Below are 22,848 nucleotides of genomic sequence, written 5' to 3'. Positions count from 1 at the left end.
CCAGGCGGCTGAAGGCACCCCGCCCCGATCACGCCGCCGACGCCCGAGCGGAACACCCACCGCCCCCGGCCACCGCGACCGGGGACTCCATGTTCCCCCTCCCCCGGGGTGAACCGCTGTGCCCACGTACGAGGTTGTGCCCCGCTTCGCCGCTGACCTGGACCACCTCACCCAGCACAGCCCGCCCACGTCCGCCGGGTGGTGCGCACGGCCTTCGTCCCCGGCCTTCCCGCCGGACACCGCCGCCCCGGCTCTCAGGGTGAAACAGGTCCGCCGGCCCGGACAGCGTCCACGAACCCATCCGGACACCCGACGGACGCGCCATCGGGGAGTACGGGCCCAGGTCCGGCCCGGCGGCATCCGGCACATCACCCGGCACATCACCGGCACCACGGCATCCCTGCCGGCCTGTGACCAACCCGCAGAAGGTGCTGCCCGGGCACTGGCCGCTCCGGCCGGTCAGACGCGGCGGAGCGTGCGGCTCGTCTGCTGGGCCTTCGTGATGACGGCCTGGAGTTGCGTGCGGGCGTACTCCTGCTGCATCGCCCGCCGGAGCTGGAGCCGCTGATCCCCGACACCGGGAGCGGTGAGTTCTGTCGCGAGGTAGGAGTCGAAGCGCTGGACCACTTCTCTGAGTTTTCCGCTGATCGCGTGCAATTGGTCCGCGGATTGGTCCGCGGAGTTGCTGATGAGATGACGCAAGGGGCGCAAGGGGGCGAAGTCGTCCACGCTGGAGGGCGTTTGGGCGAGTTCACACAGCTTCTGCTGGGCTTGCCGGAGATAGGCGTCGACGTCGGTGAGGTCTTGTGCGTTCTGGTCGGCTCTCCGGTTGTCGCGGTTCCAGCGGTAGAGCCTGAGGCCATGGCGGTAGGTGAGGACGGATATCGTCAGTGTCACGATTCCGATCAGTGCACCGAGGGTGAGGGATGCGGTGTCGGCGCCTGCGGCCAGGCTGGTGGGGTTGGCGGGCATTGCGGGTGTTCCGTTCGTAGGGCGCGCGGTGCCGGGCGTGCGGCGCTGCCGGTGCACGTTCGGTGGTTCGGGAGGGATGTCACGCCGGCGGGGCAGGGGCCGGCGGGTTCGGCCCGGACGCGAGGATGCGCTGGAGCCTGGTGGCGTCCGTGACGACGAGCTGCCGGTACTTGCTGTGGATCACGCCATGGCCGCGGAGCTCCCTGACGGCCTTCTCGACGGTGGACGTCCCCATGAGGAGAGCGTCGGCGATGTCTTTCTGACGGGGTCCCATGATGGTGACGGGCCCGGGTTCGCCAGGGTCCGTCGTGCCGGCGGTCACGGCGAGGTGCAGCAGAAGCGTGCCGACGCGGTGCACGGGCGGCCGGTAGGCGGTGCAGTAGATCAACTCGTCGCTGCGGAACCGGGCTTCGAGGCTCTGGAGCAGGGCCGTCTGGGCGAGGTGCCGCCGCCTGAGCAGGGCGGTGACGCGCTGCACAGGGCAAGGCATCACCCAGGTGGTGCTGAGGCAGACCGTGGTGACCGCGGAGGCGGGGTGGAGGAGTTTGGCCTCGCCGAGGAGTTCACCGACCCCGCGGAAGCGGGCGACCCTGGGGGCGTTCCTGACGGCGCCCAGGGGGAAACGCTCCTGGACGACACAGCCGCCCAGCATGATGTAGACGTGTCCGTCGTGGGGGCCGAGGGGCAGCTGTTCGCCCTGGGTGTAGGTGCGGGCGTCCGGGCCCCATGCCTGGACGAAGGCGGACCATTCGGCGAGGGGAAGGCAGTTGAGGAAACTGCCGGGAGGCATGGGCTGCGTGCCCTGGAGAACGGCGGTCGTGTTGAACGCGTCGACCCGCGGCGACATGCGGCTATGCCCCCGCCCCGTGTCCCGTGGGCGCGCTCGCGGCAGCCCTGGACGGCGGCCGGTCCTGATGACTGGGTATCGCGGGTATCGCGGCCGTGTGCGGTGCCCGGGATGTCCGGGCGTCCCGCACCGCGACGCCGCGGTCGACGGCGGTGACCATCTGGTCCGATCTCCTTCAGTGGTACAGGCGGAGGGGGTTGGTGGGTCCAGCGCCCGTCCGTTCCGCATGTGTGGTCCCCGGCTGGTAAGGCCGATGCGCAACGGAGGGTGTCTATGCCGGGTCACGGTACTCCGTTGTCCCTGCAATTCCCAGTCGCCCCAGCACGGCACGCAGACCACGACGACAGGGAATGAGAATCCCTATCAAGAGGGCAATCAACCAGCAGGGGATATCACGAAGAAGAATGCCCACTGTGATTCACGCCACACGTCCGACCGGGATTGCTTTCCGCCCACCGGGGCCGCACGCACGATCACGAACCCGGATGAGTTCATTCCGGCAAGCCGCACCCGGCAAGGAAAAACAAAGCAGGCGGAAAAGAAAGAAGGAGGCTCCAGGGAACCACCCCCGGAGCCTCCAGAAAGGGGCCTGGACCCACCAAGGCTCAGACCGTGCACCAGTAAACACCATCACCGGCGCAACATCCCCGGCACGACCCGATGCGGCACCCGAGTCGCCCTAGCCTGAGGGATTTCGGCTGACCGATCGACCGGCCGCCGAGCGGCCGGGGCGGCCACCGGCACGCCACCCCCTCTGTCAGCTTTTGATTCTTTTGCCGGTTTCCTGCGACACAAACAGGCACCTGTTCGTCACGCAACTCCCCTGCAGCGCGAATAACGATCACATACCGACCGGCCGGGACCGGCCTCATCAGGTTGCCTGAACCCGGCCGGCCTGGGCCGCGCAACACCCGGACCCCCGCCCGAACTCACGGTCGATCAACCGACTTCCCGCCGGCGAATATGCCGCAGTCCGGCGATTCGCCTTTCCGGTGGCAACCCTTATGGACGCAAGCCTGAAGAGCCTTTCAGATGCATGATCATTTCCGTTCTCGCCCGCGAATCGCAATCACGCCACCAGACCCTCCGGCGTTCACCCGCAGACGTAATGCCGACTGAACGATAAATCCGGCCGCGCCTCACCGGACAGCCCTGGAACGACAGACCAAAGATCTGATGGTTCGTCAACTCAGCCGAGAGGGAACGGGTCGAGTCGACGCGAACACGGACAATCCAATACATAGAAAGCCGGAGAAGGATTTTGAGAACATTCCTCAGCAAATGAGCTCCGACGGGAGGGCTCCGGCCGGAGACGGGCCCGAACCCGTACCTCTCCCGGACCGGTCGAACCGCGTCCATGACGATCTGCCCTCCACGTCGCGAGAGGTCCTCGGCCGGTGCGGTGAGGATGCCGCCGCCGGGAACGGCCCGTACGCCGGCCGGGGTCATGCCCGCACCAGCCGCCGTTCTCCGTGCGTCCCCGGGCGATGAGGTCTCCGGGGTCCGTCCACGGGCGGGGGTTGATGACGCAGGCCGCCGGGTCGGGAGCTGCTTCCAGGCCGAGCGGTTCGGGGCCGGCGCACCGACCGGTCATGGGGTCGCAGTGACGGTGGCAGCAGAGGCCGGTTTCCGGGTCGTCGTACCGGCCGGGAAACCGCAGAGGTGCGGAGGCGAGGGCGGTGCGGTTCCACGAAGTGGTACCCCAGACGGCTCTACGGCTCTACGGCTCTACGGCTCTACGGCTCTACGGCTCTACGGCTCTACCAGGCGATGGTGCCGTGCTCGTCGATCAGGTCGGTGACAACGGCGAAGACCCGTGAGCCGGTGTCCGCGTCGACCGGTGCTGCGGGCCGGTTCGGGGGTGTGCGGCGCTCCGGGGCCGGGCGACGGGTGCGCGGCCGTCGTACTCCCAGGTGAGCGGAGTGACGGTGGAGGTGTCGCGCTGTTCGACGAGGTCGGTGCCGCCCCAGGAGCAGAGATGACCCTGGACGCCGTGGCCGCCACCTACCGGCTCAAGATGAGCTCCCAGGCCGGGCAGGACCGGCTGGACGCCGACCGCACCGAGGACGAACGGATCACCGTGTGGAGGCCGTCATGGATTCCGGTGGTCGGCCTCGGCCCCACGGACAGCACTTCCAGGCCGGTGGCAGCCCCTGAGCGGCTGACCACCGACGAGACCGGGCCGACCCCGCCACCACGGCGCTACGCCCAGGTCCAGGTCCAGGTCCAGCATCGTCCGGGCGGTGGGAAGGAGCTTGCCTCATGTGCCCAGCCGCACCCCGAATGGGCCGTTGGCTCACATCCGGTCAGGCCGCACACGCCCCCTTGTCAGAAAAGTCCGCTACTTCCCTTCACGCTTGTAGCGCCAGTAGCCCAAGACGAATGACACCACCAGCACCACGGCTCCCAGGACGAGTGTGGCAGCCGGGTTGTCCTCGAATCCGATACCTACCCGGGCGAGGGTCACTTGGATCAACCTCTCAGAAGTCAGGTGCCGACCGTTCACCGATGCTGTCGGCGAACGGGACGGCGCTGCTGCCGGCATCGCTGAGGCCGTACCAGGAAGCGCCGCCGGTGGTCACGGAGTTCAGGGTGCCCCCGAGTTCGCCGCTGACTCCTGTGTGCACCTCGCCGGTGCCGGGTGAAGGCAGGACCGGGACCGCCACCGGCCGCTGTGCGCGGGCCGCGAAGCCGCACGGGGAAGGCTGCCCGGTCACCAACCGGCGGCGGGCCGGTGGTGGTGACCGGCCGGTACCCTGCCGACGTCGATCCGGAGACGCGCCGCCCCGGCCTGCCGGTACCGCGGCCTGCCGATACCGCATCGGCCGTTACCGCATTGGCCGGGGCGGCGGTTGTGCATCTGCCGGGCGCCGTCGTGGAGGCCCGGGACCTGTCCCCGATCAGTGATCAGTGGTGTCCCGGCGTCACCGGCTGCCGGGTGCCTGCTGCCGGGTGCCGGGTGCCGGGTGCCGTCGGCCTGACAGCCCGCGCTCACTTCAGATGCCGGTCGAAGAACCGGTTCCCGTCCTCCGCCCCGAACCCACGGGGTGCCGGTGCGCCCGCCCGGATCGGCGCGCAGCATCTTCTCCCTGGTGCCGGAGGTGCCGAACAGATCCGGGGCCCGCTGCCGGGAGTTCCACTCCGTCGTCCCACCGGGGCAGGAACAGCAGGGGAACGGTGACCTGCCGGGCCTCCTCGCGCCGGGCGCGGGGCACGTATCCCCCGGCGAAGGATCCGGCGGCCGCGCCGGCGTGGTCCGGTCACCCCGGCGGGCCGTGCGGGGCCCGGCCACCGCCGGGCGGATGCCGACGGCGGGCCGGAGCCGATGATCGTCGAGCTGGGCGTACGGATCAGGCCGCTCCGGTTGGCGCCGGGCACGAGGACCGGGCGCAGCACCGGGGCAGCAACACCGGGGCAGCACCGGACACGAGGACCGGGGCGGCACGCCGGGCGCGCCCGGTCGTGTGGACCGGGAGCGCGCCGGGCGGCGTCGTCAGGGGCCTGGTGGTCAGGGGGTTCCGAAGAAGAGGCTGCCCGGGGCGTCCGGGTCGCTGAGCAGGAAGTATCCGCGGATCGCCTGGAGGAACTCCGGGCGGGAGACCGTGTCGTCGCCGTCGGTGTCCAGGGTCCTGAACGCCTTCAGGGCGTCGGCTTCTTCGAGGTTCCACACGTCGGTCAGGAAGCGGGTGAACTCCTCCCGGGCGATCTGGTTGTCGCCGTTGGCGTCGATCACGTCGAAGAGCACGTGCCCGAGCCCGTCGGCCAGATTCAGCCGGCTCGTGTCGGCGCTCGCCAGACGGACGGCGGCGACGTACTCGTCCCTGCTCAGCCGGTCCTCCTGGACGTCCGCGTGGCGCAGCAGCTCCAGCCAGTAGGTCTGGAGGAAGGCGTGCAGGGCGCGGGCGCGGCGGTCGTCGGGGCCGAGGTGGTAGGCGTCGAGGTAGCGGTCGGCGAGCCTCTGGTAGTCCTGCCGGTCGAGGTGGCCGTCGTGATCGGTGTCGAGTGCGGCGAAGGAGCGTTCCAGCTTCGTGGTGATGATGTCGGGTGCGGCGGTGGCCATCGTGGTGATCCTTCACAGGTTCTCGGAGTTGCGGAAAGGATCATCGTCACGTGCTGGTGGGCGCGGTGCCGCACAGACGGGTCCCGTGTCACCCCTTCAGGCGTACCGGCGCCGGCGCACCGGCCGGCCGATGACACCGCCGGCCCGGCGGGAACGGAACCCCGCCGCGGCCCGCCGGGCTGGGCCGGGCGGCAGCGGTCACCGGAGCGGGTGGCGGGCGCGGTGTCCGGGCGGTCGCAGAGGGCACTGACGGGGCGGGCGCGGTTCCGGACGCGGCGCACGGTGCCCCCGGTCGTCGTGGGCAGCCGGCCTTCCGGCCCGCGCGGGACGATACCGGCGGGCGATCCGGGGCCGGTGTCCTCGGGCAGCCGGTCGGCGCGGCACCGTGCGCCGGAGGCGACGGCGCGGGCGTCGCCGGTGAACCGGACGGCGAGACCCGCTCCGAGTAGCCGGTGGCGATGTCCCGCTACCGGGACCGGCTATGTGCTCCGGGTCAGCAGACAGGTGTCGATGACCTCGGCGACGAGGGCGGCGCCGCGGCTGTTCTGGTGGATGTGGTCGGTGGTGAGCACGAGACCCCGGCGCTGCGAGATCGTGTCGAGGCTGCGGCGCAGCACGGCGTGCCGGACGAGGACGCCGAGGCCCGCCGCGGGCGTCGGCTCCCGGTACGGGACCGGCGGCGGGTCCGCCCGGCGTAGTTCTTCGATCCGGCGTTCGTGGAGCGGGAGGTAGGTCGCCTTGTGGGTGGTGGCGGCCTCGGCGATCATCCGACTGTACGCCTGTGATGCCTGCGCCGCCGCTTCGTCGGGTTGCTGGCCGAGGACGGGGAGGGACAGCAGCCCGATCGTCGCGTCGGTCTCCGTCCGGAGCCGTTCGACGACGGCTCCCAGGCACTGCTGGAACCAGCCGGCCGACGGGCGCCCGGGGAGTTGTCTGCGCTTCATGGCCCGCTCGACGGGGTAGCCGGCGAGGCTCGCCCGGGCGTCGTTGGTCCCGATCAGCACGGTGATCACGTCGGGTGGGTCCGCGACGACGGCGTCGAGGCGCCGCGAAAGGTGGTAGGCGAAGTCTCCGTTGGCGCCGAAGCGGGCGAGCCGCACGTCGCCGGGAGGGCGGCGTCGTTCGAGAAGGTCCAGGTAGTCGACGCTGAGCTGCGCACGGGTGAGGCTGTCGCCGAGGCACGCGACGCGGGTCGTCACGGCGCTTGCGTGCCGGGGGTGCCGGCGTGCCCGGCCAGGCGGGTGCCGGTCCGGGGACGGTGGTCGGTGCCGAGGCAGGCGGTGACGGTGAGAACGGTCGCGGGTCCCGCCATGTCGACCGTGTGCCATGCCCCGGCCGGGTTGACGGTGGCCTCGCCCGGCGCGAGCACGACGTGGTCGGGGGCCCCGTCCACGTCGCGGGTGACCGTCACCGATCCGCTGAGGCAGCAGACGACCAGTTCGTCGCCGGCGGGGTGGCGCTCCCCGTGGCCGCCGGGGCCGGGGCCGTCGCCGTCGAAGACCGTCACCATCCGGCCCTCGGCGCCGTCCGCCTCGACGGCGGCGCTGTATGCCTGGAGCACCTCCGGGTCCCAGGCGAAGCCCTCGACGGGTTTCGCTCCCGGTCCCGGCCCGAGGTGCACGGGGGTGGTCCGCAGGTCGATGGCGTTGCGTTCGTGGTCGGCGGGTCTCATGCCGACGATCGTCACAGGACGGCGGCCGGGTGGTCTTGAAGGAATGGGAACGGGAACCGACGTGAGGGGCAGCCGGTCGGCGGCTACCCGGCCCCGGGGAGGACTTCGCCGCGACGCCAGGCCGTCGGCGGCCGGCCCGTGAACTCGCGCCATTCCCGCACGAGATGGGCCTGGTCGGCGTAGCCGGAGACGGTCGCCACCGCGGCCCATGGGAGCGGGTCGTGCGCTGTCGCCAGTTCGTGCGCCTGCTCGAAGCGCAGAACCCGGGCAAAGGTCTTCGGCGCCAGGCCCACCTCACCGCGGAACTGCTCGGTGAGGTGGCGGCGGCTCCAGCCCAGGTCCGCGGCGACCGCCCCGACCTGGACGCGGCCCCGTGCGGCGACGAGGCGGCGCCAGGCCTCGGCCACCTCGGGGCGCATCCGGGGCAGGCGGTCGCCGCCGGAGCCGCGGCGGACGGCGCGCAGGAGCAGCTGGTCCAGCACGGTGAACCGGGCGGCCCATGTCGTCGCCGCCCGGAGCCGGTCGACGAGCTCGGCGCCGAGCGTTCCGAGAAGCTCGTCGAGCGGGACCAGCCGGTGGGCGAGCGCGGCGGCGGGCATACCGTAGAGGGCCCGGGCCCCGAGCGGTGTCAGCGACACCTGCACGCCTTGCTGGTGTCCGTCGTGGTGGATCGCGACGGACCGGCGCATCAGACCGCCGGCCACGCTGTCGAACCGGGTGACCGGTGACCCGTCGTCGACGCCCGCCGCCATCTCCAAAGGGTCGGACAGGCTGATCACCGCGGTGAGCACGCGGCCCGGCGGACCGCGGTGCACCCCCGCCGGGAACCCGCGAAGGTCGAACCCGACGTACGAGCCGACGTACCTGCGCAAGGCGGGCGCAGGCCGTGCATCGATGCTGGTGGCCGTATGGTCTTCCACCCTCGTCAGTGTACGAACGGGCGGGCCCGGCTGGGTCACCGTCCGCAACGGCCGCCCCGGACCGCCCTGACCGAACGCGGCGGCACGGGGCCGCGGCCCCGTGCCGCCGCGTTCGGTCCCCGCCGCTCGTACCGCCGTGTGCGCCCCGGGGCCTGGGGTACGCGCGGGCCCCGGACCGCCTGGGGTCCGGGGCCCGCGGGCTGTCCGCGGGCTGTCCGCGGGCTGTCCGCGGCACGGACTCACAGTGCTCCACGTCCGTGAACCCGACCTCCCCCGGGCCGCCGCCGGACCGTGGCGACGGCAGGGACGGATCCGGCCGCCGTGCGAAGCGGTGGATCCGTCTCAGGCCGTCTGCTCCCGGTCCCGTTGCGGGCTCCGGGCGGGGTCCTGTGGCGGGCTCGCGTTCAGCCGGCGTTCGGCACGCCGGTAACGGTCGAGGTTGGTCCGGCGCATCCACCACATGCCGCCGACGGCAACGACACCGCCCACGATCCAGGCAGCACCCGCCACGGCACTGCCGCCCGCGAGAAGGACCACACCCAGCGCGACGAACATCAGCAGCATCACCGGGAAGGCCCACACCAGCTTGCTGTGCATCGTCTTCCGACGGCGGTGGATCAATTGGAGCATGGCCTGCCGCAGAGCCGGGTCGTCCGGGATGTCCCCCCGGCGGAGCCGCCGCTCCAGGGCCGGCACGTCATCGGTCTCCACACCGCTCGCGCGCGCGTCACCCCGTTGGCGGCGGCGCATCAGGACGGTGAAAACGATCGCGTAGACCCCGGCGCCGGCCACGGCGGCCACCCAGTTGTCGAGATCACGGAAGAGCAGCCGTACCCCGATACCGACGGCCAGCGCCATCAGGCCGACAGCCCACCACGTGTCGATCCACCGTCTCTGCGACCTGAGGTCCCTCTCCCTGCCGGCCATCCCGAGCCCCTCCCGCTCCCGCGGAGCGCGCCTTCCGCACCCCGACGACATCCGGGTACCCCCCGAACCCCAGGTGACACGGGATCGCTCCCGCACCGCCGCCGAAAGACCCGCCCGGGACCGGGACCGGGACCGGCCCCGGGTCCCGGCCCCGGGTCTGTGTGCCGCGGGCCGTACGCAGGGCCTCATACACCGGCAGCCTGCCGCACGTCGTGCTGCACGGCCTCCAAGCCGATGACGGCCGCGGGGTCCTGCCGCCGGGTCACCCGCAGCGCGTGTGCGGGCGCGGCGGCGGGGCCGTGGTCCTAGCTGTGCTCCTCACCATCCGCCGCGGATCCGGCGCTGTACGGTGCAGCCCGGCCGACAGCAGCGGAGCCCCCAGTCCTCGTCGACCAACTCGTCAAGCAGGTGACGGGACGTGGCGGCCACTTCTTCGAGTGCGGCGCGGACGGCCTCGGTGACCAGCTCCAGGCGGGTCAGGTCGCGCACCGCGGCCAGGACGTGGGTGGAATCGCGTCATGAGAGAACAGGGGGCGGTGGAGTGGGTGAAGCTCTACGCGGAGCAGATCCGTCCCCGGGGCCTGCCCGGGCGGGGTGATCTGCTGGGCCGACTGTCCCCGGACGCGGAGCTCTCCGGGGCCGAGGCCGCGCCGCCTCGGCCGTGGCCGGAGTCGGGGCGTCCCGGAGTCAATCTGCGGTTCGGTCCGCGGCACGGGCACAGCCGCCCCCCCGGCGGCACCGGAGGAGGGCACGATGTCGGGGTCGGCGGGGAGAGTGAGGTGGCGGCGCCGGAGGCCGTGGCGCAGCCGGGGGCGCAGCGTGAGTTGGTGGAGCTGGACGGCATGGCGTCTGTCGGGAACCACGGGGCTCAGGCGCGCCGCTCCCGGCAGGCGTGCACGGACTTGATGCAGACCCACACGGCCAAGGTGAGGACGCCGGCCAGTACGACGACGCCGACAAGGAAGGGAATGATCATGCCGCCAGCATCTCAGACGATCATCCATCGACCTCCAGTACCCCCGGCTGCGGGGGTGGAGCACCTGGAGAGGCGCATGTCCGGGAGATGGTCCTGCCGCGCACCCACCCGCACACCAGGTGTGCCTGGAGGCGCTCGGCGTGGTCAGCGTTCTGTACCGGCGCGGAGTGGAGTTGTCCACCCGTGAACACAACCGCACACATCACCGTGCATAGGGCACAGGGCGGCGGTTGTCTGGTGCTCGTCGCCGCGCCACTTTGCCCGGCGTTGATCTACACCACCGCGTGCGCGTCGCCGGTCGCCGCGTACATCACGCTCGCCACCACGCGCCCGGCCGCCCCGGCCTCGTCCTGGTCCAGGGCGATCCGGTCCGCGCCTGCGACGCGGCGCAGCACCGCGGACAGCAGCTCGTGGTCGGCGGCGCCGCGCGGGCCCTCGAAGGGTGAGTGCAGCACGGGTGACAGCGCCTGCCGCGCCCACTCGGCGACGGCTGCCGCGTCCCCTTCGGGCCACAGGCAGTCGGGCTCCCGGGCGAGTTCGCCCAGCGCCTGGGCCAGCGTCCCGTACGCCGGGCCGGGCTCCGGCCGGGCCGCCTGGTCGAGGGCGTCGGCGAACGCGGCGAGCAGAGCGATGTCCGCGTCGGCCACCTCAATGGTAGTCAGGTGGACCACAGGCCGGCCGTCGGGGCCGATCAGCAGCGGTACGTCGGGCAGGTCGTCCTCCGCCTCGCCCTCCAGATCCGACGTACCGGCGGGCAGCGCTTCGAGGACCCGCCAGTACGCCGCGGAGACGTCCTCGATGGGCGCTCCGGGAACCGGCACGCCCCCGGCATCCGGGTCCAGCGGGTTGCGGAGGGTCAGAAACAGCGGGTTCTCCAGCTCCAGCAGGCCGTCGAGGGCGTCCGGCACAACGGGCAGCAGGGTACGGGCCGAAGACATCGATCCCTCTCGGGTCACAAAGGGGTGACGAGACGTCACCGGCACGCCCTCAGCCTCCGGTGCCGGTCCGCGCGTTCAGTTCCACGCCTGGGAGCGATGACGCACGGTCGGCTCAAACAGGGTGGGGCACCCACGCCTTCGCGGGCGGAAGCCGGCGAAGCGGACCGTCCGCCCGAACGGCCGGCCGTTGAGGCCCGGTCAGGAGCAGTGCCGGATACGGTCCAGGTCTGCGCCGAGAACGGCCAGGCCGGGGTGGTTACGGAGCCGTTGCTGGCACCGCCGCCCGCCGAGGCCGGCCTGTTGAGCAGCCCGCACGGCACCGGGGTTGACGCCGGTGAGGGGTGGCGAGCAGGCCCGTGGCGGGCTCGCTCGAAATGCGTACGTACCGACGGGGTCCGCCCCGAACCTGGACCCACCCGACCGCCACCGCTCTCGCAGCCGGGCGAGCGAACGGGCCGCCCTCGGCCTGAACGGCCGTGCCTGACGGACCGCCACCCAGGCGAGCCCGGCACGGACCCGCTCAGAGCCCAGGTACGGGCCCGCTCGGGGCACGGGCAGCGGACACCGGGTAGCGGCCGTCGTCAACGGCACTGACGTACTCGCGCTTCAGCTGGGCCAGGCAGGCAACGATCCGGTCGCTGCGCCGGGTGGCCCAGGCGATGATGCCGAACGGCACGGCCACGGTGTCCGCGCTCTGCAACGAACCCGTGAGGGCCGGGGCGAGTCAGGAGCCGAGGCCGTCGCCCGAGTCGCATACCGTCACCGCGGGCCGCCGCCCCACCACGGACACCGCGACCGTGCCGTCGCCGCCCCGGCGGAGACCCTGACCCGGTCAACTTGGCAGCCGCGTGAAGTCGAAGAACCGGGAGGGCGGCTACCCGCAGAACTCCGCCTCGATCACCGCCCCGCTGTCCCCCGCCCAGTCGCCGTTGAAGTTGAGTGCCAGCGAATGGCTCGCGTCCCGGGTGACGAATGCCTCGGACTGGGAGCCGTGGATGCCTCCGCCGTGGCCCCAGACCTCCTTGCCGCAGCTGAGGCGGACGGACTGGACGCCGAGGCCGTAGCGGTACTCCGGGCGCTGGGGGTCGATCGGGACGGTCGTGGTCAGGGCGTTCTGCTGCTCGGGCGGGAGCAGTTCCCCCTTGAGCAGGGCGCGGAAGAACTTCTGGAGGTCCTTGGAGTCGGAGATCATGCCGCCCCCCGCCCCGGCCAGCGACGGGTTCAGCTCGGTCACGTCGCGGATCTTCGCGGCCGGGTCCCAGGAGAGCGGGGAGTAGGCGCGGCTCGCGGGGCCCGGCACCCGGGGGTCGGTCCTGGGGACGGAGGTGGCGCGGAGCTGGAGCGGGCGCAGGATCCGGCGTTCGATCTCGGCCTCGTAGCCCCGGCCGGTCACCTTCTGGACGACCATTCCGGCGAGGGTGTAGTTGGTGTTGGAGTACCGCCAGCCGGTGCCGGGCGGGAAGTGGGGCTTGTGGCCCATCGCGAGGCCGACCAGCTGCCCGGGGGTCCAGGTGTCGTAGCGGTGCCGGAGGAAGCCCTCGCCGAAGATCTTCGCCTGGTAGCCGGGGTCGGCACTGTAGCTGAAGACGCCGCTGGTGTGGTTGAGGAGCTGGCGCAAGGTGATGTGCCGGCCGTCGTGGCCGTTGCCGCGGACGGTGCCGGGGAGCCACCGTTCCACGGTGTCGTCGAGGTCGAGGCGCTCCTCGGCCTCCAGCTGGAGCAGGACGGTGGCGACGAACGTCTTGGTGACGGAGCCGATCCGGTAGCGGTCCTGCGCCGTCCGTTCCCTCCCGGTGTCCAGGTCACCGACGCCCGCGGTGCCGCTCCAGCTTCCGGCCCGGTCCCGGGCCCGGGCGACGGCGCCGGGGACCCCGTCCCGTACCGCCTGTTCGAGGGCCCGCCGGGTGGCTCCGTGCCGGTCGGCGGTCTCTCCGGCCGTGACGGAGTGCGCGGCGGCGGGCGCCGCCAGCACGCCGGTGGCGAGTACCGCCACCGCCGTGGCCAGTGCTGTGCGGACCGTACCTGCTGACATCTTCGGGCTCCCTCGGTCGACCGTGTCGGCGAGGAGGACTCCCCGGCAGGCGTGTCCCGTTGCCCGGCGCCGCGGAGTTGAGTCACTATCAGCCAATTCCTGAGGGACGGCGGTCCTGCGGGCGGCGGTCCTGCGCAACACGGCTGGGTCCGTGCACACGACCGCGTTCGCCGCCCGGTACGGCCCGCCCGGCAGCGCGGGCGCCACGCCGTACGAACCGGTGGCCGCCACGGCTGACCCGGTGCATCGCTTCCCGGTGCCCGGCCCGCCCTGCCGGCGCGCCAGGGCAGTGTTCCTCGCTGCGTGGCCGACCCCTGCGGCTGTCGGGATGCCGGCCGGGGAATCCGGGTGCCGGCCGGGGCTACGTAGGCCTCGGCGAAGCAGACCGCGGCAGCGCGCACTCCTCCAGGGGGCAAGGCGACCCCGGCAGAAGCGCCCCGGGGGTTCGCGCTCCGGCCCGGGCTGTCGAGGGGCCACGCGGGGCGCCGGCGGACACCGCCGGATCCGTGACCGCCGACGGACCGCGGGCAGACCCGACCCCTGCCGGGCCGCCGTGGACGGTTCTCCAGCCGCTCTCCACCCGCACCGCACCGGAGGCGGTCACCACCACCGGAGCACGTCCGACGGCAACCCGCCCAGCCCGCTCCGCGGAAGAGCGGACGCAGTAGGGTGTCGATCGCGAACGACGTTGTCATCAGCGGGACTTGAGAGCTGGTCTGGCTTGCCCGGTGCGGCAGGACCGGCGGCAGCGAGTGTCCGGCGAGCAGCCTCCGCCGGGTAACGGTTCTCTGCCATGACCACGAGGAACCCGGCTGACCACGGCCAAACAGTTGTGGGCGACTACGCCGTGCACGATGTCCCAGCACGCACCATGAGAGGCCGAGCATGACCGACTACCTGCAAGCCGTCCTCGCCATGCTCGGCCCGGAGGAAGGACGGCTCGCCGATCCTGCGGCCTGGCTCAAGCTGGAAGGGGAACTCGGCAGAACCCTTCCGTCGGACTACAAACGGATCGTCGACGCCTACGCACCCGTGCAGATCAACGGACACCTCTCCCTTGCCCATCCGGCGTCCGGCTCGTGGAACCTGGGTGCCGAAATGCGCTCGACATCAGCGACCTGGGCCGGGAGCTCATGGGAGTCCCACGTCACAGGGCCCGACGACGACCCCCGCGTCTTCTGCGCCCTCCCCCAGCTCGGCTTCGGTACCCCCGAGGGCCTCGTCCCCCTCACCTCCACCGATCAGGGAGCCCGTGTCTTCACGGCTCCGCAGGTCCACGGGTTCTCCGAAGGCGTGGTGGTACAGGGATCCGAAGGGGACTGGGTCGGCCACCCGATGCCCTTCGCCGAGTGGCTGTACCGCTATCTGATCGGGGAGGAAATGGCCGGCTGGGACAGCGGGACCTTCTACCCCGGCCCCGTCCGGATGGAGTACCCGCACGCCGTACCGGGCCGGCCCGTCCGGGAGGCCTGCGGACCGGAACGCGGGATGTGAACACCGCCCCGCCCGCCACGGCCTCCGCAAGCCCGCGCCGGGACCGGCGAAAGGTCCGTGCCGGGACCAGTGAAGAGTCCGTGCCGGGACCGGTGAAGCATCATCCGGAGAAGACGTGAACGCACACTCAGGACCAACCGGACCCGTGCCGGCCTCCGACCAGCCCTCCAGCGTCCAGGAGCCCGCCGACGCGGGCGGCGCGTACCGCATTTGGGGAACTTCTGCTCATGACGACATATCCTGTCGCTCGATTGACGGCCCTCGCACAGGGTTACGGCGGCCGTCGCGTCATCGAGGATCTCGACCTCTCCCTCCAGCCCGGCGTCACAGGCCTTCTGGGCCCCAACGGTGCGGGAAAGACCACACTCCTGCGTACTCTGGCCACCATCGCGCCACCGCGGAGCGGCAGGCTGGAGCTGTTCGGCGGGCCTGTCACCAGCGAACGGCAAGCACGGCGGGTCCGCCGTCGTATCGGCTACCTCCCGCAGGACTTCGGCTACTATCCGGCGTTCTCCCTCACGGACTTCGTCCGATACTGCGCATGGCTGCGGGAAGTCCCCTCCAGGAACATCGACTCCGCGACCCGGGAAGCACTCGCGGCCGTGGGCCTGGCCGGCCGGGCCCGGGACCGGATGAAGTCGCTGTCCGGCGGCATGCTCCGCCGGGCCGGGATCGCCGCGGCCATCGTCGGCTCGCCCTCCCTGCTCCTGCTGGACGAGCCGACCGTCGGTCTCGACCCCGCGCAGCGCCTCGACTTCCGCGAGCTCATCCGTTCCCTCGCCCGCGCCGGAACGGCCGTCGTCCTCAGCACCCACCTGGTCGAGGATGTCGGCGCCGCCTGCGACACCGTCCTCGTCCTGGACGACGGCCGAGTACGCCACAGCGGCCCGCCTCAGGGGCTCGCAGCGCTGGCCACGTCCACCGCACCCGGCGACAGCCCCCTGGAACGCGGCTACATGACTGCACTCGGCAACCACCGGCCCGGCGAGGGGGCCGCGTGCTGAACGCGTATCGCATCGAGCTGCGCCGCTCACCCCTGCTGACGGCGTTTCCTGTGATGATCGCCCTGGATCTGCTGGTGCTCTTCGGCCGGTCCCGGTACTGGATCGGCGTGTGGCCCGAAGCAAGTGTGGCGGCCCAGGTCGTCACGCTGTTCCTGGGGCCCGTGCTCTCCGGCGTCTCCGCCTGGCAGGCCGGACGCTCCTCCCGCGCGGGAATGCCCGAGACCGTGCTCGCGGCGGCCCGGCCGTTCTGGCGGATCGAGGCCGCACGGCTGGCCGCGACCCTCACCCTCGGATTCCTCGCGTACCTGGTCGGGTGCCTGACCGCCGTGGCCGTCTCGATCGGCGAGGCGGGCCCCGGTTTCCTTTGGCCGTCCTACCTCCTGCTCGGCGCCTCCACTCTGATCATCTTCGCGTCCGTGGGTCATCTGGCCGGCCGCTGGTGGCCTTCCGCCGCCTTCACACCTGTGGTCTGCGCGCTGGGGTGCTTCATCAGCATGCTGGCACTTCCCTTCAGGTTCAACGTTCTCGCGGGACCGCCGGATCAGCATCTGCGCCCTCTTCCGGTTGCTGTGCGGCTGCTGTTCGCACTCGCTCTGGCGGTGCTGGCGGTCACAGCACCACCCGTGCGCAGGAACACCGAACGCCGCACACCCCGCCGGGAGACGCCCCCGCACATCCGTGTGGTCGCCATCGGGTCGGCAGCGGCCTCCCTCGTCGCACTGGCCGCGGTGCCGGCCTCCGGCGAACTGCGTGTGGAGCGCCCGGCGTCGGCGACGGCACCGCTGTGCGAGCGCGCCGACATGAGTGCGCCGCAGGTGTGCGTCTGGCCCGAACACCGCAAGTACCTTCCCGAACTGACCCTCATGGCGCAGCGCCTGGACCGGCCTGCCCAGCCCTGGCTGAGGTCCCCCGACGCGTTCCACGAATTCGGGCTGAAACGGAGCAGGTGGGGTGACCGCGGATTCGACGTCGCCGAAGGTCACGTCCGTACCGCGGCGATCGCCATGGCCGACCGGGTGTTCACCGAGTCGCTGGGCCTGTGCACACCTCCCCGCCAGGAGAGGCGTGTCCGGCAGGCCATGGACAACATCCGTCTCTGGCTCGAATACCGCTCCACGGGGCAGGACCCGGCTGTCGCCGACGAGGGGCTCCACATGGTGGGTGTCTCCGCCGCGCAGCGCGAGGCGACCAGAGCCGTCCGGATGCCGGCGGCCGAGCAGCGGGCATGGCTCACCCGACAGCACAGTCACATTCTTCGAGACCCTTCCTGGTGCGAGCCTGATGACCGGTTCTGATCTGCTCCGTTATGCGAGAGTCCACCGGGGCGCAGCCGTCCTGGCGGCCGCGGCCGCGGTCGCCCTCCTCTCGGCCCTGTTCGGCGGCACCCATATCGCCCTGCCCTCGATCGGCAGCGGAGGGGTCACGACAGGCGTGCCCTTCCGGCACGAACTCCCGCTTCTGTCGGCCGTCTTCCTCACCGCGGCCCTCGATGGCACCATGTCGGCCCACAACGAGATGGGTGCGTCCGCGATGCACCGCCTCCGCCTCCTGTACTGCACCGGGCTGACCTTGGCAGCCTGCGCTGTCTCCTTCAGCACGGAGGCGCTCGCCGTCGGACCGGGAGCAGGGGCCGTCTTCGTCCGGTCCCTGCTGATCTGGCTCGGTCTCGCCCTGCTGTCGGTACGGCTGCTGGGCCACCAACTCGGCTGGGTCGTCCCGCTCGCTTCGGCCTTCTTCCTGATCTGGTACCCACACAGCTGGTGGGACTGGACATCCAGCCCCGCGACCGACCCCTTCAGCTGGACCGTGGCCGCGACCGCCCTGTCCGTCGGAGTGGCCGCGACCGCGGCCACCCCGTGGCGAAGGAAGACCTTCCTCCGAAGGTAGAGGGTGTCAAGCAAGCGGAACTCCACAATTCGTCGGCAAGTGGACCTTCGCGGGCCGGGGACAGCCGTGAACGGATGTCCCCGGCCCGCTTGTACGCGCCCTTCCAGGTGGGGGACGCGGGCTTCAGCCGTCCGTGCGGCATACCCCCATACCAGGAGCGTCCCGCACTGCCCCAGGTCCAGGACTGCGCCCAGGTCCGGGCTGCTCCCTCGGTGCCGCCCCTGGTCCGGGCTGCCCCCCGGGTCAGGGCCGGACGGCGAGGGCCTCGACCTCGAACAACACGTCCGGCGCGGCCAGGCTCGCGACACCGATCAGCGTCTGCGTGGGCGGCTTCGCACCCCAGCCCTCACGGACGGCCCCCGCGATCGGCCCGAGCTTGGTGACGTCATGATCCACGACATACGTCCTGAGCTGGACGACATGGCCGAGGTCGAGTCCATGGGCGGCAAGAGCGACACCGATGTTGTGGAACGTCCGCTTCACCTGCCCGGCGAAGTCGGCCGAGACCACCGCGCCGTCCGGACCCGACCCGTACTGACCCGCGATGAGCACCAGTTCCTTGCCTGCGGGAACGGCGGCGGTGTGGCTGTAGCCGAACGGGACCGGGTCGTGCAAACCGTCCGGATTGACCATGGTGTGTGCCATGTCGATGACCTCTCGTGCGCGGTGGTGTGTCGTCCTGCTCGGCAAGCCTCCCAACGAATCACGACATCCCATGTCATGTATTCCTGTAGGGTTTTCGTATGCGCGCCGACCGGTTGGTATCACTGGTCCTGCTGCTGCGGCGGCACGGCCGGCTGTCCGCGGCCACGCTGGCCCGCGAGCTGGAGGTGTCCACCCGCACCGTCCTGCGTGACATCGACGCGCTGTCCGCAGCCGGTGTCCCTGTCTACGCCGAACGCGGTCGGCACGGCGGATTCGCGTTGCTGCCCGGTTTCCGGACCGAGCTCACCGGCCTGAACCACGACGAAGCACTCGCCCTGCTGGTCGCCGGATCACGGCGCGGCGCGCAGGCGTTCGGACTCGGCTCGGCACTCGCCTCGGCGATGCGCAAGGTGGTCGACGCACTGCCCGAGAGCTATCGGGTCACCGCGGCCGGCGCGGCCCAGCGCCTGCTCATCGACCCACAGACCGACCTGCTCTCGCGACGGCAGCCCGCCGAGGAAGTACCCGACGACGTGGTCACCGAGGTCCGGCGTGCGGTGTTCGCCGGACACAAGCTGCGCATCCGCTACGCGGCCGTGGACCAGGCCGCGAAGTGGCGCACGGTGGACCCGATCGGCCTGGTCACCGTAGGCGGCCAGGGCTACCTGCTGGCCACGAGGTCCGGCGCGGACCGCACCTACCGGCTGTCCCGCGTCCTGGCCGCCGAGGAACTCGACGAACCGGCCCAGCGACCGGACCGGGTCGATCTCGACCGTGCCTGGCAGGAACGCAGCACACGGTTCCGGACAAGCGGCGACCAGGTCACCGTGCTGGTACGGGTGGACCCGGCGCGGCAGGCGGATCTCGTGGCCACCGCGTTGTCCGTCCGCGTCGAGGAGACCGAGGAAGCCGACGCGGACGGCCGGCTGCGGCTGGAGACGACCTTCCAGGATCCGAGACACGCCGAATGGGCACTGTGGCAGCTCGCCACCAGCGCGGAGGTCCTGGCACCGCAGTGGCTGCGCGACTCCCTGCGCGGCCGCGCCGCCGCGATGGTCACCTGCTACGAGGCGTCGTCCTGAGCAACCCCGCGCGGCGCACCAACCGACCGCCCGGCGCGCCGGGCGGGCCGATCCTGCCCGGAGGAGGTCCGGCCCGGTACGGGCGCCGGCCGGCCCGCCGCTCGTGGATTCCGTGAGTTTGATGCCCGCCACGCCTCCGGCGGGACGGACGCCCTCACCCGGCCTTCCTGCGTGCGCGGCACCGGCCACCGCGTACGGGAGGGACCCGCGAAAACCAGGGCCACGGACACGGCGCCCGTGTCAGGGCCCCTGGCCGAGCTGCCGCAGCCCCGTAGCCCCGCAGCCCCGCAGCCCCGCAGCCCCAGGGAAAACGGGGCGCAGCCGGGCGGGTTCCGGCCGGTCCGGGCAGCCGTCACCGGCGCGTCGGCGCTGCACGCGGCCCTTCGCACCAGTGCCGCCGGGCCTCACGCCCCGTTGCCGGGTGAGTCCGCCGAATCGGCGGCGGCACGGCGGTACTCGGCGTTGATGCGCTGCGCTTCTTCGAGCTGGTCCTCAAGAACGATGATGCGGCAGGCGGCCTCGACGGGGGTCCCCTGGTCGACGAGTTCGCGGGCTCGGGCGGCGATGCGCAGCTGGTAGCGGGAGTAGCGGCGGTGGCCGCCCTCGGAGCGGAGCGGGGTGATGAGGCGGGCCTCGCCGATGGCGCGGAGGAAGCCCTGGGTGGTGCCGAGCATCTCGGCGGCCCGGCCCATGGTGTAGGCGGGGTAGTCGTCGTCATCGAGACGGCCGAACGAGTCGTCTGCTGTCATTTGCACCTCTCCTGGAACGCGCTGGAGGGGCCCTGGTGCCATATGGCACCAGGGCCCCGAAGGAACTGCTACACCATCCGCCGGCCTGGGTACTGCGCCGGCCTTCTGTTTCCGCACGCCCGACCACACTGCTGTCGGGGACGCGGGGATCGCGGTTGCTCGACCGGAGACCACCTCACTATCGATGTCCTGCGGTACCCGGGCCCAACACTTCCGCCCGGGCGATCCCGATGGCGCTCGGCTCCTCCGTTCTTCCCTCGGTGATCAGCAGTCCGCCGATCGCGGACCGCGTACTGTTCTGCACTGCTGGTGGTACGTACCGCTGATGGCCTGGGTGAGCGCCACCTTCCGGAAGCCAGCCCCGTCGCCTGTCCTGCGTCTTCCCTGGCTTGGAACCCCACTGCCGGACCTCCCGGTGCGCGCGTCCGCAGCCGACGCCTTCACCGAGGTGCTGCTCACTGACTTCACTGCTGGGCACCACGTACTTCACCTGCGTGTTACTGCCACCGCGCCGAGCGCGGTCCCACTGATGGCGGCCCCTGACCACTGCGGGCCCACCCGGTCCGGCTGTCAGTCCCGTCGCCTGTCCTGCGTCTGCTCCGGCTTCGGAACTCCACCGCCGTACCGCGACTGCATGTACTGCTGACCGGCAGTTCGTCTCTGCCAGGCCCTGCTGATCTCGGCTACAAGAGAAACCATAACCACGCCGCCATCCGATGTCTACTACGGCCGACATAGATTTTCGCGGGTTGGCAAAGGAGGCAATCGGCCGCAGAAAGGCGATGAAGACGGTGGGGGCGGAGGAAGGCGGATGAGGGACAGCGGGTGCGGTGGAATCAACGGACGTACGGACGCACACCACGGCTCGCGGGCCGTCCGCGGCGCCCCGGACCGCGGGGAGCAGGATCACGACCGCCTCGGCACCGTGAGCTCCGGAACTCCGGCGGCAAGGCCCCGGGGCACACCGGGCGGCGTGCTGCCGGGCCGGGGGTGCGCGGAGTCCGGCCAGGGTCAGGAAAAGGGAGTGGGGCGGCGTGGCGGGGGGACGGCCCGCAGGAGTTCCCACAGGGGTGCCGGGCCGGCGGCCCATCGGGCGAGGAGATGTCGGTCGACGAGGTGGAGCCGCTGATCGCGGGCGAAGTCCAACGCGTTGGCGGTGAAGCGTCCGTTGGTGACGAGGACGACGACGTCGCCGTGGTGGACGGGGCGGCCGGTGCCGTTCAGGACGTGGAGGTCGGGTGTGCCGACCGCGGCTCCGGCGAGTCCCGCCTTGCGGTGCTTGCACTGGACGACCCAACGGCGGCCGAAGGGATCGGTGGCCTTCACATCGGCGCCGTTGTCACCCGCTCCCCCGACCTGGACGGCGTCCGGGCAGCCGTCACGGCGCATCAGGTCGCGCACGGCATGCTCGAACTGCCGGTGATGCAGGGCGTCGATCTGCGGCATCGCGTACCGCAGTCCGCGCTGTCGAACGCGTTCCCACCGGGCCCGCTCCCGTCTGCGCACCCCCCAGAAGGCAAGCCCGCCCCCGACGGCTGCCAGCAGCAGGGCGGCGACAACCGGATGCGCCGCCAGCCACCGCAGCGCCCCCTCGACCACGCTCCACACCACCGCCACGGCGAACAGGCCCACAGCCGCCTGTTCCCAGCCCGAACTCCCGCCCCGACGCCGCCGGGCCGCTCCCGTTCCCCGGGCAGTGCCCCGAACCGGTCGCCGAACCGGTCGCCGGACCTGTCCACGTCCCGCTCGGCGAGCAGGTCGTCGCGGGCTCACAGATCACCGCCACCGGCCACGCGGACAAGACCGCCTGCCACCGACATACATTGTCCCCCTGTGTTGCACGGCAGCGACGCACCCGAACCCGTTCCCGGTACGCCACTGCGCCCAGTACGGACGCCCCCGGCCCTCCTGTGTACTCACCGAGGGACGGCACCACGGCCGACTCGGGAGGGAACGGCCATAAAACGACCGTCCTGGCCGGAATGGGCGCCCCCGGAAGGACACCGGGAGCGAGGCCGGCCGCGCCGTCCGCCAGCACAGGCCCCACCCCGCCAGGGCAGGACTCCCGCCAGCCGACGTAGGGATCCCGCCGGCCGGTACCGCGAGGCCGGAGCCATCACCCTGCCGCCTCCGGAGCCAGCCGAAGGTGTGGTTTGGGGCCGGTTGCTCCGCACAGCGGTACACGAACACCCGAGCCTGGACCGGGCGGCACACCAGCCTCTCCCAGCACGCGAGCCAAGCCCCATTCCGGAACCCGGAGCAAGGAGAAGACATGGCCACGTACGAGACCGAGATCCACACCGGCGGAGGAGGGTGGCAGCCGGACGAGCCACTCACCCTGTCCCTCGCCAACCGCACGGACGTCGTCCCCGAGAACGGTGCTCCCTCCACCGGCACCACCGTCAGCTGGTCCGGCGACGCGGGCAACGGCACCGTCACCTTCTTCGACAACGGCAGCTCGTTCCAGGGGACCGCCCAGTTCCCGGACGAGGGGCCGGTGGGCTACCGGGGAAACCGGGTCGACTGACCCGTTGACCGGAGCAGAGCGGGCCCTGTCCGACGACCGGACAGGGCCCGCGCGCCGCCTCATACAGTTCCCGGCGTCCACCCGCCGTGCTGCGCCGTCGGGCCCCGGTCCGCCGC

Annotated in this window: 21 protein-coding genes and 1 pseudogene; 7 read left to right on the top strand and 15 right to left on the bottom strand. The window is 71.7% G+C overall.

Going from position 1 to position 22,848, the window contains the following annotated elements:
• Window positions 1–459 precede the first annotated feature (459 nt).
• Both AB852_RS26270 and AB852_RS26265 read right to left on the bottom strand, forming a co-directional pair.
• Window positions 460–897 carry a hypothetical protein gene (locus AB852_RS26270; RefSeq protein ID WP_143201284.1) on the bottom strand — a complete coding sequence of 146 codons (438 nt, stop codon included), beginning with the start codon at window positions 895–897 and terminating at the stop codon, window positions 460–462.
• 154 nt (window positions 898–1,051) lie between these two features.
• Window positions 1,052–1,819, bottom strand: a complete 768-nt coding sequence (locus AB852_RS26265) for a Crp/Fnr family transcriptional regulator (RefSeq protein WP_073792666.1) — start codon at window positions 1,817–1,819, stop codon at window positions 1,052–1,054.
• A gap of 1,978 nt (window positions 1,820–3,797) precedes the next feature.
• On the opposite strand from AB852_RS26265, the gene AB852_RS26260 reads away from it, so the two are divergent.
• Window positions 3,798–4,205 carry a hypothetical protein gene (locus AB852_RS26260; protein ID WP_073792665.1) on the top strand — a complete coding sequence of 136 codons (408 nt, stop codon included), beginning with the start codon at window positions 3,798–3,800 and terminating at the stop codon, window positions 4,203–4,205.
• A 605-nt stretch (window positions 4,206–4,810) separates the two neighbouring features.
• Here the strand turns inward: AB852_RS26260 and AB852_RS40985 are convergent.
• From AB852_RS40985 to AB852_RS26210, 10 genes and pseudogenes are all read right to left on the bottom strand, one after another.
• Window positions 4,811–5,064: pseudogene (locus AB852_RS40985) on the bottom strand (alpha/beta hydrolase); the annotation flags it as partial.
• A gap of 263 nt (window positions 5,065–5,327) precedes the next feature.
• Window positions 5,328–5,879, bottom strand: coding sequence for an EF-hand domain-containing protein (locus tag AB852_RS26245; protein ID WP_073792663.1), 552 nt, complete (start codon window positions 5,877–5,879; stop codon window positions 5,328–5,330).
• A gap of 479 nt (window positions 5,880–6,358) precedes the next feature.
• The gene (locus AB852_RS26240; protein ID WP_073792662.1) at window positions 6,359–7,078 is read right to left on the bottom strand and encodes an SGNH/GDSL hydrolase family protein; all 720 of its coding nucleotides are present in this window, start codon (window positions 7,076–7,078) and stop codon (window positions 6,359–6,361) included.
• Window positions 7,075–7,551 (bottom strand): cupin domain-containing protein, encoded by a 477-nt coding sequence (locus tag AB852_RS26235; RefSeq protein ID WP_073792661.1) that lies wholly within the window; start codon window positions 7,549–7,551, stop codon window positions 7,075–7,077. Before AB852_RS26235 ends, AB852_RS26240 begins: the two co-directional genes overlap by 4 nt.
• 83 nt (window positions 7,552–7,634) lie before the next feature.
• A complete protein-coding gene (locus tag AB852_RS26230) occupies window positions 7,635–8,471 on the bottom strand; it encodes a helix-turn-helix domain-containing protein (protein ID WP_073792660.1) in 837 nt (278 codons plus the stop codon).
• A 342-nt stretch (window positions 8,472–8,813) separates the two neighbouring features.
• Window positions 8,814–9,398: a DUF3040 domain-containing protein gene (locus AB852_RS38840; protein ID WP_073792659.1), complete on the bottom strand. Its 585-nt coding sequence runs from the start codon at window positions 9,396–9,398 to the stop codon at window positions 8,814–8,816.
• Between the two features lie 318 nt (window positions 9,399–9,716).
• The gene (locus tag AB852_RS26220) at window positions 9,717–9,887 is read right to left on the bottom strand and encodes a hypothetical protein (protein ID WP_245876924.1); all 171 of its coding nucleotides are present in this window, start codon (window positions 9,885–9,887) and stop codon (window positions 9,717–9,719) included.
• Window positions 9,888–10,646: 759 nt separating this feature from the next.
• Window positions 10,647–11,312 carry a hypothetical protein gene (locus AB852_RS40980; RefSeq protein ID WP_245876923.1) on the bottom strand — a complete coding sequence of 222 codons (666 nt, stop codon included), beginning with the start codon at window positions 11,310–11,312 and terminating at the stop codon, window positions 10,647–10,649.
• Window positions 11,313–11,832: 520 nt separating this feature from the next.
• Complete coding sequence (locus AB852_RS39925) at window positions 11,833–11,988, bottom strand: hypothetical protein (RefSeq protein WP_178391119.1); 156 nt, start codon at window positions 11,986–11,988, stop codon at window positions 11,833–11,835.
• A gap of 198 nt (window positions 11,989–12,186) precedes the next feature.
• The gene (locus AB852_RS26210) at window positions 12,187–13,344 is read right to left on the bottom strand and encodes a serine hydrolase domain-containing protein (protein WP_073792658.1); all 1,158 of its coding nucleotides are present in this window, start codon (window positions 13,342–13,344) and stop codon (window positions 12,187–12,189) included.
• Window positions 13,345–14,229: 885 nt separating this feature from the next.
• Between AB852_RS26210 and AB852_RS26205 the strand changes: the two genes are divergently transcribed.
• The 4 genes from AB852_RS26205 (at window position 14,230) to AB852_RS26190 (ending at window position 17,729) form a co-directional block, all read left to right on the top strand.
• Window positions 14,230–14,838, top strand: coding sequence for a hypothetical protein (locus AB852_RS26205; protein WP_073792657.1), 609 nt, complete (start codon window positions 14,230–14,232; stop codon window positions 14,836–14,838).
• A 227-nt stretch (window positions 14,839–15,065) separates the two neighbouring features.
• Window positions 15,066–15,842 (top strand): ATP-binding cassette domain-containing protein, encoded by a 777-nt coding sequence (locus tag AB852_RS26200; protein ID WP_073792656.1) that lies wholly within the window; start codon window positions 15,066–15,068, stop codon window positions 15,840–15,842.
• On the top strand, window positions 15,836–17,137 hold the full coding sequence (locus AB852_RS26195; protein WP_073792655.1) for a DUF7224 domain-containing protein: 1,302 nt from the start codon (window positions 15,836–15,838) through the stop codon (window positions 17,135–17,137). The genes AB852_RS26200 and AB852_RS26195 overlap by 7 nt, the downstream gene beginning before the upstream one ends.
• Window positions 17,124–17,729, top strand: coding sequence for a hypothetical protein (locus AB852_RS26190; RefSeq protein WP_073792654.1), 606 nt, complete (start codon window positions 17,124–17,126; stop codon window positions 17,727–17,729). The genes AB852_RS26195 and AB852_RS26190 overlap by 14 nt, the downstream gene beginning before the upstream one ends.
• Before the next feature lie 243 nt (window positions 17,730–17,972).
• On the opposite strand, the gene AB852_RS26185 is transcribed toward AB852_RS26190, so the two are convergent.
• The gene (locus tag AB852_RS26185; protein ID WP_073792653.1) at window positions 17,973–18,374 is read right to left on the bottom strand and encodes a RidA family protein; all 402 of its coding nucleotides are present in this window, start codon (window positions 18,372–18,374) and stop codon (window positions 17,973–17,975) included.
• 98 nt (window positions 18,375–18,472) lie between these two features.
• Between AB852_RS26185 and AB852_RS26180 the strand changes: the two genes are divergently transcribed.
• Entirely contained in the window at window positions 18,473–19,456 is a 984-nt protein-coding gene (locus AB852_RS26180; RefSeq protein WP_073792652.1) for a helix-turn-helix transcriptional regulator, read from the top strand.
• A 404-nt stretch (window positions 19,457–19,860) separates the two neighbouring features.
• Here AB852_RS26180 and AB852_RS26175 read toward each other — a convergent pair whose 3' ends face one another.
• Both AB852_RS26175 and AB852_RS26170 read right to left on the bottom strand, forming a co-directional pair.
• On the bottom strand, window positions 19,861–20,205 hold the full coding sequence (locus tag AB852_RS26175) for a MerR family transcriptional regulator (protein WP_073792651.1): 345 nt from the start codon (window positions 20,203–20,205) through the stop codon (window positions 19,861–19,863).
• A gap of 1,011 nt (window positions 20,206–21,216) precedes the next feature.
• Window positions 21,217–21,837: a restriction endonuclease gene (locus AB852_RS26170; protein WP_107499350.1), complete on the bottom strand. Its 621-nt coding sequence runs from the start codon at window positions 21,835–21,837 to the stop codon at window positions 21,217–21,219.
• 640 nt (window positions 21,838–22,477) lie between these two features.
• Here AB852_RS26170 and AB852_RS26165 point away from each other — a divergent pair.
• Complete coding sequence (locus tag AB852_RS26165) at window positions 22,478–22,732, top strand: hypothetical protein (RefSeq protein ID WP_073792649.1); 255 nt, start codon at window positions 22,478–22,480, stop codon at window positions 22,730–22,732.
• The last annotated feature ends 116 nt before the right edge of the window (window positions 22,733–22,848 follow it).

The organism is Streptomyces uncialis (assembly GCF_001905345.1).
Taxonomy (GTDB): Bacteria; Actinomycetota; Actinomycetes; order Streptomycetales; family Streptomycetaceae; genus Streptomyces; species Streptomyces uncialis.
The sequence above is the reverse complement of the archived record's forward strand: the minus strand, read 5'-3'. Positions and strand labels throughout refer to the sequence as shown.

Bases quoted from the DNA above. Each gene is read 5' to 3' on its own strand.
- AB852_RS26245 (WP_073792663.1), bottom strand. From the start codon at position 5,879: ATGGCCACCGCCGCACCCGACATCATCACCACGAAGCTGGAACGCTCC.
- AB852_RS26180 (WP_073792652.1), top strand. From the start codon at position 18,473: ATGCGCGCCGACCGGTTGGTATCACTGGTCCTGCTGCTGCGGCGGCAC.
- AB852_RS26210 (WP_073792658.1), bottom strand. From the start codon at position 13,344: ATGTCAGCAGGTACGGTCCGCACAGCACTGGCCACGGCGGTGGCGGTA.
- AB852_RS26200 (WP_073792656.1), top strand. From the start codon at position 15,066: ATGACGACATATCCTGTCGCTCGATTGACGGCCCTCGCACAGGGTTAC.
- AB852_RS26185 (WP_073792653.1), bottom strand. From the start codon at position 18,374: ATGGCACACACCATGGTCAATCCGGACGGTTTGCACGACCCGGTCCCG.
- AB852_RS26165 (WP_073792649.1), top strand. From the start codon at position 22,478: ATGGCCACGTACGAGACCGAGATCCACACCGGCGGAGGAGGGTGGCAG.
- AB852_RS26175 (WP_073792651.1), bottom strand. From the start codon at position 20,205: ATGACAGCAGACGACTCGTTCGGCCGTCTCGATGACGACGACTACCCC.
- AB852_RS40980 (WP_245876923.1), bottom strand. From the start codon at position 11,312: ATGTCTTCGGCCCGTACCCTGCTGCCCGTTGTGCCGGACGCCCTCGAC.
- AB852_RS26260 (WP_073792665.1), top strand. From the start codon at position 3,798: ATGACCCTGGACGCCGTGGCCGCCACCTACCGGCTCAAGATGAGCTCC.
- AB852_RS26205 (WP_073792657.1), top strand. From the start codon at position 14,230: ATGACCGACTACCTGCAAGCCGTCCTCGCCATGCTCGGCCCGGAGGAA.
- AB852_RS26265 (WP_073792666.1), bottom strand. From the start codon at position 1,819: ATGTCGCCGCGGGTCGACGCGTTCAACACGACCGCCGTTCTCCAGGGC.
- AB852_RS26190 (WP_073792654.1), top strand. From the start codon at position 17,124: ATGACCGGTTCTGATCTGCTCCGTTATGCGAGAGTCCACCGGGGCGCA.
- AB852_RS26235 (WP_073792661.1), bottom strand. From the start codon at position 7,551: ATGAGACCCGCCGACCACGAACGCAACGCCATCGACCTGCGGACCACC.
- AB852_RS38840 (WP_073792659.1), bottom strand. From the start codon at position 9,398: ATGGCCGGCAGGGAGAGGGACCTCAGGTCGCAGAGACGGTGGATCGAC.